General features: G+C 63.5%; 10 protein-coding genes. 7 read left to right on the top strand and 3 right to left on the bottom strand.

Annotated features, from left to right (window positions below; genetic code table 11):
- The first annotated feature begins 136 nt into the window (after window positions 1-136).
- The 4 genes from ACSQ3F_RS12680 to ACSQ3F_RS12665 are packed head-to-tail and all read left to right on the top strand — an operon-like array spanning window position 137 to window position 6958.
- Window positions 137-1150 carry an AAA family ATPase gene (locus ACSQ3F_RS12680; protein WP_436100537.1) on the top strand — a complete coding sequence of 338 codons (1014 nt, stop codon included), beginning with the start codon at window positions 137-139 and terminating at the stop codon, window positions 1148-1150.
- Between the two features lie 3 nt (window positions 1151-1153).
- Window positions 1154-2074, top strand: coding sequence for a DUF58 domain-containing protein (locus ACSQ3F_RS12675; protein WP_436100536.1), 921 nt, complete (start codon window positions 1154-1156; stop codon window positions 2072-2074).
- Entirely contained in the window at window positions 2071-4878 is a 2808-nt protein-coding gene (locus ACSQ3F_RS12670; RefSeq protein ID WP_436100535.1) for a DUF4159 domain-containing protein, read from the top strand. Before ACSQ3F_RS12675 ends, ACSQ3F_RS12670 begins: the two co-directional genes overlap by 4 nt.
- A gap of 10 nt (window positions 4879-4888) precedes the next feature.
- Window positions 4889-6958: a hypothetical protein gene (locus tag ACSQ3F_RS12665; protein ID WP_436100534.1), complete on the top strand. Its 2070-nt coding sequence runs from the start codon at window positions 4889-4891 to the stop codon at window positions 6956-6958.
- A gap of 56 nt (window positions 6959-7014) precedes the next feature.
- Here the strand turns inward: ACSQ3F_RS12665 and ACSQ3F_RS12660 are convergent, their stop codons facing one another.
- Window positions 7015-7971: a LysR family transcriptional regulator gene (locus ACSQ3F_RS12660; protein ID WP_436100533.1), complete on the bottom strand. Its 957-nt coding sequence runs from the start codon at window positions 7969-7971 to the stop codon at window positions 7015-7017.
- Window positions 7972-8068: 97 nt separating this feature from the next.
- Between ACSQ3F_RS12660 and ACSQ3F_RS12655 the strand changes: the two genes are divergently transcribed.
- Window positions 8069-9037: an MBL fold metallo-hydrolase gene (locus tag ACSQ3F_RS12655; protein ID WP_436100532.1), complete on the top strand. Its 969-nt coding sequence runs from the start codon at window positions 8069-8071 to the stop codon at window positions 9035-9037.
- A gap of 43 nt (window positions 9038-9080) precedes the next feature.
- On the opposite strand, the gene ACSQ3F_RS12650 is transcribed toward ACSQ3F_RS12655, so the two are convergent.
- Entirely contained in the window at window positions 9081-9581 is a 501-nt protein-coding gene (locus ACSQ3F_RS12650; RefSeq protein WP_436102136.1) for a GNAT family N-acetyltransferase, read from the bottom strand.
- Between the two features lie 279 nt (window positions 9582-9860).
- On the opposite strand from ACSQ3F_RS12650, the gene ACSQ3F_RS12645 reads away from it, so the two are divergent.
- Window positions 9861-10844, top strand: coding sequence for a glutathione S-transferase family protein (locus tag ACSQ3F_RS12645; protein WP_436100531.1), 984 nt, complete (start codon window positions 9861-9863; stop codon window positions 10842-10844).
- Window positions 10845-10846: 2 nt separating this feature from the next.
- On the opposite strand, the gene ACSQ3F_RS12640 is transcribed toward ACSQ3F_RS12645, so the two are convergent.
- Window positions 10847-11335, bottom strand: coding sequence for an NUDIX domain-containing protein (locus tag ACSQ3F_RS12640; protein ID WP_436102135.1), 489 nt, complete (start codon window positions 11333-11335; stop codon window positions 10847-10849).
- A gap of 102 nt (window positions 11336-11437) precedes the next feature.
- Here ACSQ3F_RS12640 and ACSQ3F_RS12635 point away from each other — a divergent pair, with 102 nt between their 5' ends.
- A complete protein-coding gene (locus ACSQ3F_RS12635) occupies window positions 11438-12340 on the top strand; it encodes a metallophosphoesterase family protein (protein WP_436100530.1) in 903 nt (300 codons plus the stop codon).
- Window positions 12341-12417 lie beyond the last annotated feature (77 nt).

Raw genomic sequence — 12417 nt, 5'->3', positions numbered from 1 at the left:
TTATAGACCACTGGCTTCACGAGATAATGCTTCGGCGGCGTCTTGTCAGCCACCGAGCGGAGCTTAGATTGAAAAACAGAGACGGAAAGAGCGCTTTTCGCGATTCGGCACCGTTGCCGGCCACTGGAGACAGACGATGGGTGTGATGAAAACCACAGACGGCGCGGTTGATGAAAGGGCGATCATCGCCGCCGCGGAAAAGGCACTCGGCGAAATCGCCTTGATCCGCAAGGAAGTGGGCAAGGTGATCTTCGGCCAGGAAAGCGTTGTCGAACAGACGCTGCTTGCCGTTCTCTCCGGCGGCCACGCGCTGCTGGTCGGCGTGCCTGGCCTTGCCAAGACCAAGCTGGTCTCGACGCTCGGCACGGTGCTGGGCTTGAATTCCAGCCGTATCCAGTTCACCCCCGACCTGATGCCGTCCGATATTCTGGGTTCCGAAGTGATGGACCAGGACGAGAATGGCCGGAGGTCCTTCCGCTTCGTGCCCGGCCCGATCTTCACGCAATTGCTGATGGCCGACGAAATCAACCGCGCCAGCCCGCGCACACAGTCGGCGCTCTTGCAGGCCATGCAGGAATATCACGTCACGGTCGCCGGCCGGCGCAACGACCTGCCGCAGCCTTTCCATGTGCTGGCAACACAGAACCCGCTGGAGCAGGAAGGCACCTATCCGCTGCCGGAAGCCCAGCTCGATCGCTTCCTGATGCAGGTGGATGTCGGCTATCCGGAACTTGCGGCCGAACGACAGATCCTGCTTGAAACAACCGGCGTGCATGAGGCTGAAGCCCGCGGTGTCATCGATGCCGCGCAGCTTCAGGATATTCAGCACCTGATCCGGCAGATGCCCGTCAGCGAGAAGGTGGTCGATGCCATCCTGGCACTCGTGCGCTCGGCCCGGCCCGGCAACGGCAATGCGACGACTGACAAGAACGTCGCCTGGGGGCCCGGTCCGCGCGCCGGACAGTCGCTGATGCTCTGTGCCCGCGCCCGCGCGCTTTATGACGGCAGGCTTGCGCCCTCGATCGATGATATCATGGCGCTCGCCGAACCCGTTCTGCAGCACCGCATGGCGCTGACATTCGCGGCGCGGGCGGAAGGCATGTCGGTGCGTGACGTCATCACCGGCCTGGTCAAGCAAGCCAAGGGATAATGAATGGCGGCCATAGGGCACATCGTCGAGCCGACACCGTCCGGAGAACTCCTGTCTCGCGCGCAGAGCCGCGCCCGGCTGATCCCGGATTGCATGGTCGAGGCCAAGCGCATCGCCAACACGGTGATCTCCGGCTGGCATGGGCGCCGCAAGCGCGGCATCGGCGAGAATTTCTGGCAATTCCGGCCCTATAGCGCCGGCGAGAGCCTGTCGCGCATCGACTGGCGCCGCTCGGCCCGCGACGACCATACCTATGTGCGCGACCGCGAATGGGAAGCCGCCCATACCATCTGGCTCTGGGCCGATCTCTCGCCCTCGATGATGTACAAGTCGAAATTCGGCGCCGTCTCCAAGGAGAGCCGCGCGCTGGTGCTGATGCTGGCGCTGGCCGAAATCCTCGCCCGCTCCGGCGAGCGCATCGGCTGCCCCGGCGTGATGGAGCCCGTCTCGGCCCGCAATGCCGCCGAGCGGCTGGCGGCGGCCCTGATGCACACGCCGCTCTCCGGCGGCCTGCCGCAGACCGGCATGATCCGCGCCGTGAGCGACCTTGTCCTGATCGGCGACTTCCTCGATCCCGTTGACACGATCATGGCGCGTCTCGAGCCGCTTGCCCGCCGCGGCATGCGCGGCCATATCGTCGAGATCGCCGACCCGGCGGAAGAGAGCTTTCCCTATGCCGGCCGCACCGAATTCACCGACCCGGAAAACGGCGATAAGCTGACTGCCGGCCGAGCCGAAATCGTCCGCGACGACTATCGCCGCGCCTATATTGCCCGGCGCGACAGTCTCGGCGAAAACCTCCGCCATCTCGGCTGGACTTTTACACCACATCGCACCGATCATCTCGCCTCCGAGGCGCTCGTCGCGGTGCACATGTATCTATCCGGCATGCCCGGACGCGCGACCCACGGAGGCCAACTATGAGCTTCCTGCCCTTCGTCTTCGCCAATCCGATGATGCTCGCGGCGCTCGTCACCCTGCCGGCGATCTGGTGGTTGCTGCGCATGACACCGCCAAAGCCGGTCACGGAAGTCTTTCCGCCGCTTAGAATCCTGGCCAGCGTGCTGAAACGCGAGGAAACGCCGTCGAAAAGCCCCTGGTGGCTGACGCTGCTGCGCATGCTGATGGCCGCCGCCATCATCTTCGCGATTGCCGATCCGGTGTTCAATCCGCGCTCGAACACGCTTTCGGAGAGCGGTCCGCTGGCGCTAGTCATCGACAACAGTTGGGCGACCGCGACAGACTGGGAACGCCGGGTGGAAACGGCCGAAGCACTGATCGGCGACGCGGAATCCAGGGACTTGCCGGTTTCGATCGTCTTCACCGCCGATAGCGAGCACAACGCCGTGCCGGGATCGGCGGCCACGGCCCGAACGCGGCTGGCGGCCGCCTCGCCGCAGCCGTTACGCCCTGACCGGCTGCCTGCGATCAACGCGTTGAAGACTGCTCTCAATGGGACGACGCCCGGTACGCTGGCCTTTCTCACCGACGGCATGGAGGCCGGCGACGACAAGGTGATGACCGAGCTTGCGGCTCTTTCGCCCGCCAACTTCCGGCTGATCGAGGGCGGCGGCGATCAGGCCGTAGCCATCACCAATTCGGCCAATGACGCCGATTCCATGGTGATCAGCGTCAGTCGCCTCGATACCGCTGACGCGCGCACACTGCCGATCAGCGCCTATGACACGCGCGGCCGGGCGATCGCCAACGGCTCGCTGTTCTTCGCAGCCGGCGAAGGCGTCGCCAAGGGAACGCTTGCGGCCCCCTTCGAACTGCGCAACGATTTCGCCCGCATCGCCATCGACGGCGCGGCGACCGCCGGCGGCACCTTCCTGCTCGATGACGGCTTCCGCCGCCGCCGGGTGGCGCTCTTGAGCGGTGAGGCCCGCGATCAGTCGCAGCCGCTGCTTTCGCCGCTCTACTACATCAATCGGGCGCTGGCGCCCTATGCCGATCTCGTCCAGCCAAACGAAGCCGATCTGGCCGTCGCGATCCCCGATCTTCTGGCGCAGAAGCCGTCCATGCTGATCATGGCCGACATCGGCCGCCTGCCGGATGAGACCTACGCGCCGGTGACCAAGTGGATCGAAAACGGCGGCACGCTGATCCGTTTCGCCGGGCCACGCCTTGCTGCCGCGCCCGCCGACGATCCGCTGGTGCCTGTCACCCTGCGACAGGGCGAACGCGCGCTCGGCGGCGCCCTGTCGTGGTCGCAACCGCAACCGCTGGCGGATTATCCGGCGCTCAGCCCGTTCGCCGGCATGCCGCGCCCCGAAGGCATCCTCGTCAAGCGGCAGGTGCTCGCCGAACCGACCGCCGATCTCTCATCACGCACCTGGGCGAGCCTTGCCGACGGCACGCCGCTCGTCACAACAAAGGCGCAAGGGGCTGGCCGCATCATCCTGTTCCATGTCAGCGCCGAGGCGACCTGGTCGAACCTGCCGATATCCGGCGATTTCGTCGAGATGCTGCGCCGGAGCGTGCAACTGTCGCGCGGCGGCGGGGTGGCGAGCGAAGGGGCTGCGCAAGGCCAGACGCTGGCGCCCTACCGGCTACTGAATGCCGACGGCGTGCTGATCAGCGAAACCGGCCGGGCTCGGCCGCTGGAAATCACAGCGGGCAAGACGCCCGTCTCCAGCGCTGAAAATCCGCCGGGCCTCTACGGCTCGGAAGAAGGGTTCACGGCCCTCAATCTTCTGCCCCGCGATGCGCAATTGAAGCCGATCGATGCGACCGGTCTTCCCGCATCCTACACGAGCGAACCACTGATCGGCGCCGAAGCGTGGTCGCTGAAGCCCTCGCTGTTTGCCGCCGCCCTCGTCCTGCTGCTCATCGATTCCGCCATCATCCTCTTCATCGGCGGTGCCTTTGCCCGATTGAGAATACCGACCGCCGCGGCAATTATCCTGTCAATTGCAGCTGGCGCGCTGGTCCTCCTGCCCGGCCAGTCGCTTGCCGACGACAGCAAGCCCGGCGACGAAACGATTCTCGGGCGGCTCGACAGGACCCATCTGGCTTATGTCGTCACCGGCGAGGCCGAGGTCGATCGGCTCTCCGAACGCGGACTGGCCGGCCTCACCGAGTTCCTGACCTATCGGACGACGCTCGAACCCGCCCCGCCCGTCGGCCTCGACATCGCCACGGACGAGCTGTCGTTCTACTCGTTGATCTACTGGCCGATTTCCGCCAATGCCCCGATGCCGACCCCGCAGGCGATCAGCCGGATCGACGCCTATATGCGCGCGGGCGGCACCGTGCTGTTCGACACGCGCGACCAGTTCTCCTCGCTTGGGACGAGTTCCGGCACCAGCCCGAATTCAGAGCGGCTGCAGGCGATCCTCGGCGATCTCGACATTCCGCCGCTGGAGCCGGTTCCAACCGATAACGTGTTGACCAAGTCCTTCTACCTCTTGTCGAACTTCCCGGGCCGCTACAGTGGCAGCCCGCTGTGGATCGAAGCGCAGCCGGACAACGGCTCGCAACCGACCGGCAGGCCGGCCCGCTCGGGCGACGGCGTTTCGCCGATCATGATCACCGGCAACGACTTCGCCGGCGCCTGGGCGATCGACAGCAGTGGCGCGCCGCTTCTGCCGACCGTGCCGCCGGACGAGCAGCAGCGAGAATATGCCTACCGCTCCGGGGTCAACATCATGATGTATATGCTGACCGGCAACTACAAGGCCGATCAGGTGCACATCCCGGCTCTGCTCGAACGGCTTGGCCAGTGAGGGCGCACGAATGACACTCGATTTCTCGCCGCTCCTTCCCTGGCCGTTCATTGCCGTCCTCGCGCTGATCGCCGTTCTCCTTTCGGCCCTCGGCTTCTGGCGCGGCGTCCGTGGTGCAGCGTTTCGCACGGCGGCGCTTGCGACACTGTGCCTTGCGATCGCCAATCCGGTTTTCTTTCAGGAAGAGCGCGAACCGCTATCAACCATCGTCGGCGTCGTCGTCGACCGCAGCCAGAGCCAGGACAATGCCGGCCGGCGCGAAATGACCGATGCGGCGCTGGCGACGCTGAAGCAGCGGCTCGCCAAATTCCCGCAAATCGAGGCCCGCATCGTCGAGGCGGCCGACGACGAGGACACCGAAACGCCCTCGACGAAGCTCTTCACAGCGCTGCAGACGGCGCTTGCAGATGTGCCGCCCGCCCGCGTCGGCGGTGCGGTCTTCATCACGGACGGCCAGATCCACGACGTCCCCGACATCAACCAGCCGCTCGGCTTCGACGCGCCCGTCCACGGCCTGATCACCGGCAAGCCGGACGAGTTCGACCGTCGCATCGAAGTGGTCAGTGGCCCGCGCTTCGGCATTGTCGGCGAGGAACAGAAAGTCACCTTCCGCATCGCTGACGACGGCGCAGCACCGGGCGGTACCGCGGAAGTGACCATCAGCCTCAATGGCAACGAGATCGCCAGGGAAATGGCAGAACCCGGCACCGATGTGCCGTTCACCTTCACAGTCCCGCGCGGCGGCAACAATATCCTCGAATTTTCAGTCGCCGCGGTCCCGGGCGAAGTGACGGAAGCCAACAACCGCGCCGTTCACGTCATCGACGGCATTCGCGAGAACCTGCGGGTGCTTCTGGTTTCGGGTGAACCGCATGCCGGCGAGCGCGCCTGGCGCAATCTTTTGAAGTCCGATGCAGCGGTCGACCTCGTGCATTTCACCATTCTCAGACCACCGGAAAAGCAGGATGGCACGCCAATCAATGAGCTCTCCCTGATCGCCTTTCCGACCCGCGAGCTGTTCGTCGAAAAGATCAAGGAATTCGACCTGATCATCTTCGACCGCTACCAGCATCGCGGCGTGCTGCCGATCCTCTACTATGACAACATCGCGCAATATGTGGAAAACGGCGGCGCGCTGCTGATCGCCGCCGGCCCCGAGCACGCGGGCGACGATTCGATTGCGACGACACCGCTCTCGGCCGTGCTTCCCGCCAACCCGACCGGCTACGTGAACGAGAAAGCGTTTTATCCGCGTCTCTCGGATGAGGGAAAGAAACATCCGGTGACGCGCGGGCTGGAAGGCGCCGACAGCGAGCCGCCGCATTGGGGCCGCTGGTTCCGCACGGTGGATGTCGACCGGCCGCTCGGCCAGACCGTGATGCAGGCAGCCGACGGCAAGCCGCTGCTTGTGCTCAACCGCGTCGGCAAGGGCCGTGTCGCCATGCTGCTCTCCGACCAGGGGTGGCTTTGGGCGCGCGGCTTCGAAGGCGGCGGCCCAAGCGTTTCGCTCTATCGCCGCACCGCCCACTGGCTGATGCAGGAACCGGCGCTGGAGGAAGAAGCGCTGACGGCGCATGCCAGCGGCCGAACGCTGGAAATCGCCCGGCAGACGATCGCCGGCGATCCGGGTCTGGCCACGCTGACCTCTCCTTCGGGCAAGACGGAAGAGGTTGTGCTCAAGGAGGGCGAGCCGGGTCTCTACAAGGCCAGCGTTCGCACGACGGAAACCGGCCTGTTCGAAGTAAACAACGGCGACCTCAACACGCTGGTGCATGTCGGCAGCGTCGATGCGCCGGAGTTCAAGGCGACGATCTCGACGACGGAGACGCTCGCCCCCTGGGCGGAGAAGACCAAGGGGCTGGTGCGCCGCCTTGCCGATGCCGATGGCGCCGTGGATCTGCCGCCGATCCTGCCGGTGCGCGGCACGGTCCGCGTCGCCGACGATCAGCGCATGTCTCTGCGCATGACCGACGAGACGATATTGAAGGGCATCAATTCGCTGTCGCTGTTTGCCGGTTTCCTCGGCCTTGCCGCCCTGCTCTTCATCCTCTCCGCCACCTGGCACCGCGAGGGACGGTGAGCGCCGGCGAAGCGGACGTGGTTGGCACGCCGTGCCTGCCAAGCGACGTCGGCCTTTTATTGGGCGGCGATCTTGGGCGTCGGCCACTCTTGGGATTGACTGAAGACCTGCCGGATCTGATCACGCAGCCAGACACTCGCTGCATCCTTGTCGGCATGAGCCGGCCAGACGAGGGTTACAGGCGGGAAGCGCAGGTCGAGCGGAACGGGGCTGATCACCAGTCCCATCAGAGACGCGTATCGGCGGGCGATCCGGGCGGCGATGGTGGCGATCACCGGACTGGCCTTGGCCGTCGACAAGACTGACATGAAATCGGGCCCAGCGGCAACGATATTGAGGTCCGCCCCTGCGAATTCGAGCGCGTCTTCCACGCAGCCATGCAGGCTCTCGCTCTGCGAGATGACCGCGTGATCGGCGGCGAGGTAGTCGTGCAAACCGACGGGAACGCCGAGCGAAAGCAGAGCGGGATTGTAGCAACACTGCACATCCGCGTCGTACAGCACTTCCGAAACCTGACGCGTGGCGCGCGAATAGGTGCAGCCGATCGCCATGTCGAGCGCACCGCTGTCGATCATCGCATCGACCTGATCCGGCAGACACCCGCGTGCGAGAATCCGGACCCCGGGCGCAAGCTTGCGCAGCCGGGCCGTCAGATCCGGCAAAAGCAGAAGCTGCACCTCGGCTGACATGCCCAAGCGAAACACACGGCTTTCTGTTGCCGGATCAAAGACATCGGCAGAAAGAAGAGCTGCCTGCGCCTGTCTCAAGGCGTTGCGTATAGGCCCTGCCAACCTGCGGGCACGCGCCGTTGGCTGCATAATCTGGCCGACGCGAATGAAAAGCTCGTCCTCGAACAGCATGCGCAAGGTCGAGATATTATGGCTCATTGCCGGCTGGCCGATCTTCAGCCGCCGCGCAGCACGCGTGACGCTCCCCTCCTCCATCATCGCATCGAAGGCGATGAGAAGGTTGAGATCGAAGGCCCGCAAATTGAAATGATCGATAGCTTGCATGACCGGCATCGATTTGATTGCTGATGGTCGCATAGTTACGTTTTCGGCAGGTGCTTGCAAGGCCCTCGTCACGATATCTTGCTCAAGGAGTTCCACCATGCCGACCCGCCGCTCCGTCCTCAAGGCAACAGCCACCGCCTTTCTCGCCGCCGCCTCTTCCGCGGCGCTTCCCGATCTCGCCTTTTCCAAAGCACCGCTGAAAAGAGGCCAGGCGCCGGGCTATTACCGCCTGAAGGTCGGCGCCTACGAAGTCACCGCGCTTTCGGATGGAACCGTCGCCCTTCCGCTTGCAAAACTCTATGCCAACACGACAGTCGATCATGCGGAAGCAGCGCTCGCTGCCGCTTTCCAGGGAGCCTCGTCGGAAACGTCGGTCAACGCCTATCTCGTCAATACCGGCGAGCGGCTGGTCCTGATCGACGCCGGTACGGGCACCTTTCTCGGCCCGACACTTGGCAGGTTGGTCGCCAACATCCAATCCTCGGGTTACAAGCCGGAAGAGATCGATGACGTCATCCTGACCCATGTCCATACGGATCATTCCGGCGGCCTTGTCGTCGAGGGCAAGCGCGTCTTTGCCAATGCCACCGTGCGCGTCAACCGTCGCGAAGCCGATTTCTGGCTCGATCCAAACGAGGAAAAGAAGGCGACGGCAGCCGCGAAGAAGCAATTCGCTCAGGCGCGCGCCTGTCTCACACCTTACATCGAGGCGGAAAAATTCGAGCTCTTCGGCGACGATGCCGAGGTCGTGCCGGGCTTCGCCTCCCTGCTCAGGGCCGGGCATACTCCGGGCCACAGCGCGATCGTGATCGAAAGCCAAGGCCAGAAGCTGATGTTCTGGGGAGATGTCACGCACGGCGACGTTCTACAGTTCGATGAGCCCGATGTGGCGATCGCCTTCGACGTTAACCAGCAGATGGCGGTTGCTGCGCGCAAGCTGGCATTCGAGCACGCCGCCGACGGCGCCTATCTGGTTGCCGGCGCCCATATCTCATTTCCCGGCATAGGCCATCTGCGCCGGGACGACACGAATTACGGCTGGGTTCCGCTGAACTACAGCCTTTAACACCGGCAAGGGGGCGTTATCGCCCCTTCGCTTTTCCACGTGATCATCCGTGCCAGCGGATTTCGCCCTTCAGCCGCGGGTGCACATCGTCACCCATCGGCACGACGAGAATCCGGTTTGGATCGACCGGCCCGGGGAAGGTCAACGCCGCATAGGCGACCTTCTCGAAGCCGAGCGGCTGGTAATAGGGCGGGTCGCCGACAAGAATGACGCCTTCCGAGCCCTTGCGCCGCGCAGCCTCGACGGCGATGCGGACCAGTTCCCGGCCGATGCCGCGGTTCTTGTGCGAAGGGCGGACGGCAAGCGGGCCGAGCAGATGGCCCTTGACGGAACCGGCGAGAACAGGGGTCATCCGCACCGAAGCGATGGTTTCGCCATCGTCGGCGCAGACGAAGGAGAGCGACAGGTCATGCGGTCCCTGCTCGCGGATACGCGCGGCGGCGCGGGCGAACCGGCCGGGACCGAAGGCTTCTTCATTGATGATTTCAATTGCTGCGTCATGGGACGCATCTTCGGTCAAATAGACGAGGTCGTGCTTTTTCATAAACATCAGAAAACCGTGCATGCGAGACGTATAGGGGTGATGGCTACGCCCAAGGGCGTTTTCAGCATCAGCGTCGTCGCGGGTTTCCTGGAAAGAACATCGAATGTGAATCCGGTTGCATGAAAAAGTCTGGGAGGCCCGATAGCAGAAAAACGGCCGCTGTCAAAGCCCAAAACGCACTGTTCAGCATTTGCAGGCTAATGTGCGCCGCCGCGACGCGCTATTTACGGGCAACCAATTCACGAGCAGGCGGCAACCCCGCCGCAGGAGAGATCACCGATGGGCATGCTGGTTGACGGCGTCTGGCACGACGTCTGGTACGACACCAAGGAAACGAAAGGCCACTTCAAGCGTGCAGCGGCGCAGTTCCGCAACTGGATCACCGCCGACGGTTCGGCTGGCCCCTCCGGTGAAGGCGACTTCAAGGCCGAAGCCGGGCGCTATCACCTCTATGTGTCGCTTGCTTGCCCCTGGGCGCACCGCACGCTGATTTTCCGCAAGCTGAAGCAGCTGGAAGACCTGATTTCGGTCTCCATCGTCGATCCGTTGATGCTGTCGAAGGGCTGGGAGTTCAAGAACGAGATCGGCGGCACCATCGACCATCTGTTTGGTTCCGAGGCTCTCTGGCAGGTCTATGTGAAGGCCGACCCGCATTATTCCGGCCGCGTCACAGTACCCGTGCTCTGGGACAAGCAGCAGAACAAGCTGGTCTCGAACGAGTCCTCGGAAATCATCCGCATGTTCAATTCCGCCTTCGACGGATTGACGGGCTCGAAGGAGGATTTCTATCCGGAAGGGCTGCGCGGCGAGATCGACAGCCTCAACGAGCGCATCTACAACGCGGTCAACAACGGCGTCTACAAGACCGGCTTCGCCTCGACACAGGAAGCCTATGCGGAAAACGTCACGGTGCTGTTCAAGGTGCTGGACGAACTGGAAGAGCGCCTCTCCACCCGCCGTTTTCTTACCGGTGACCGGATCACCGAGGCCGACTGGCGGCTGTTCACGACGCTGGTGCGCTTCGACCCGGTCTATGTCGGCCATTTCAAGTGCAACATCCGGCGCATCGCCGACTATCCGAACCTGCAGGGCTATCTGCAGGACCTCTACCAAGTGGCCGGCGTCGCCGAGACGGTCAACATGCGCCACATCAAGGAGCATTATTACCGCAGCCACACGATGATCAACCCGACGGGCGTCGTCCCGGCCGGTCCGGAGCTTGATCTCGACATGGAGCATGAGCGCGAGAAACTGGCGGCCTGATCCTACCAGAAATCGGCTGGCGGCGTTTCCCCCAAGAGTTCCGCCAGTCGCCGGTACGTGGCCGCCGTCGTATCCTTGGGAAGGTCGTCGAGCGCGAAAAAGCCGGTCTCGACGATCTCCAGGTCCGGTTTGCGCGGCGCCGTCTGGCGGACATTGCGGCAACGATAGAAGAGTACGTGATCGCGCTTGCTCGTCAGCCGGTTGAAATAGACGTGAAACAACTCCGGCGGATCGGTCAGTTCCAGATTGCCTTCCTCGCGCAACTCCTTGACCAGCGCCTCAAAGGCTGTTTCGCGCCGCTCCAGCCCACCGCCCGGCATGTGCCAGCCGGGCACGTAGGAGTGCCTGACCAGGAAAACCCGGCCATCGTCGTCAAAACAGGCGGCACGCACGCCCATTGTCATGCCCCGCGCGATGGCGAAATAGCTGTGTATCAAGCGGGTAACGAACCGCGTTTTCCAGCTGCGCATTTCCGGCGGCTTATCCGTCATGCCGATCCGGTTCCTTTCATCAGTGTCTGTCATCAGTGTCTGGCCGAGGATAACGCGCCGCGACTGATTCCCCTTTCCGGGAATATGCGCTAGGTACAAATTATGTTCAAACTCGCGCATATTTCCGACATTCATCTCGGCCCCCTGCCCGATCTTTCGTACCGTGAACTCGCATCGAAACGCATCACCGGCTTCGTCAACTGGCACCGCAACCGACGTAACCATCTGGTCGGCAACACGCTCAACCTTTTGATGGACGAGATCGAGCGTGTCGACCCGGATCACCTGGCGATCACCGGCGACCTGGTCAACCTCGCCTCTTCGCGTGAAATCGAGATCATGACCGAGTGGCTGAAGGAAGCGGGCGAGCCGGAAAACATCTCGATCGTGCCCGGCAACCACGATGCCTATGTCCCGGGCGCCTATGAAAAGACCACCAAGGCCTGGTACCCCTATATGCGCGGCGAGCGCGGACCGGCGGAGTGGGACGAGGATTTTCGCTGTTATCCCTATCTGCGCGTCCGTGGCCAGGTGGCGTTGATCGGCTGCTCGACCGCCGTCGCCACCCCTCCCTTCGCCGCCAGCGGCTATTTCGGCAGCCGCCAGGCGCGCGATACCGTTAATCTCTTGCGCGCCGCCGGTGAAGCCGGTCTGTTCCGCGTCGTCATGATCCACCATCCGCCAATCAGAGGCGCGACCTCGATGTACAAGCGCATGCTCGGCATCCGCAGGTTTGCCGCGACGATTTCCGCCGGCGGCGCAGAACTGGTGCTGCACGGGCACACGCATCTGAACACGGTTTATTCCCTGAAGGGCCAGATCAAACCGGTGCCGGTCGTCGGCATCGCTTCAGCATCTCAAGGCCGTGGCGGCAAGAAACCGCCGGCCGGGTTCAACCTGTTTTTCATCTCCGGAAGCCCTGGACATTGGAACCTGATCCGCGAGCGATTCGAGCTGACAATGGACGGTCATTCGGTGACCTTGGTCGAAACCACACGCTTCTGATCCTGCGATACTCGGTATCCCTCGCCAAAATGCCAAAAAGCGCTATGCTTGGGGAAATATTCGGCGTTCGTCATCCG

This window comes from Pararhizobium sp. LjRoot238 (genome assembly GCF_964252955.1).
Classification (GTDB): domain Bacteria; phylum Pseudomonadota; class Alphaproteobacteria; order Rhizobiales; family Rhizobiaceae; genus Pararhizobium.
This window is presented reverse-complemented; position numbering and strand designations above follow the sequence as displayed.

Excerpts from the sequence above, each read along its gene's own strand:
- ACSQ3F_RS12645 (WP_436100531.1), top strand. The coding sequence starts at position 9,861 with ATGGGCATGCTGGTTGACGGCGTCTGGCACGACGTCTGGTACGACACC.
- ACSQ3F_RS12680 (WP_436100537.1), top strand. The coding sequence starts at position 137 with ATGGGTGTGATGAAAACCACAGACGGCGCGGTTGATGAAAGGGCGATC.
- ACSQ3F_RS12675 (WP_436100536.1), top strand. The coding sequence starts at position 1,154 with ATGGCGGCCATAGGGCACATCGTCGAGCCGACACCGTCCGGAGAACTC.
- ACSQ3F_RS12635 (WP_436100530.1), top strand. The coding sequence starts at position 11,438 with ATGTTCAAACTCGCGCATATTTCCGACATTCATCTCGGCCCCCTGCCC.
- ACSQ3F_RS12640 (WP_436102135.1), bottom strand. The coding sequence starts at position 11,335 with ATGACGGATAAGCCGCCGGAAATGCGCAGCTGGAAAACGCGGTTCGTT.
- ACSQ3F_RS12650 (WP_436102136.1), bottom strand. The coding sequence starts at position 9,581 with ATGAAAAAGCACGACCTCGTCTATTTGACCGAAGATGCGTCCCATGAC.
- ACSQ3F_RS12660 (WP_436100533.1), bottom strand. The coding sequence starts at position 7,971 with ATGCAAGCTATCGATCATTTCAATTTGCGGGCCTTCGATCTCAACCTT.
- ACSQ3F_RS12655 (WP_436100532.1), top strand. The coding sequence starts at position 8,069 with ATGCCGACCCGCCGCTCCGTCCTCAAGGCAACAGCCACCGCCTTTCTC.
- ACSQ3F_RS12670 (WP_436100535.1), top strand. The coding sequence starts at position 2,071 with ATGAGCTTCCTGCCCTTCGTCTTCGCCAATCCGATGATGCTCGCGGCG.
- ACSQ3F_RS12665 (WP_436100534.1), top strand. The coding sequence starts at position 4,889 with ATGACACTCGATTTCTCGCCGCTCCTTCCCTGGCCGTTCATTGCCGTC.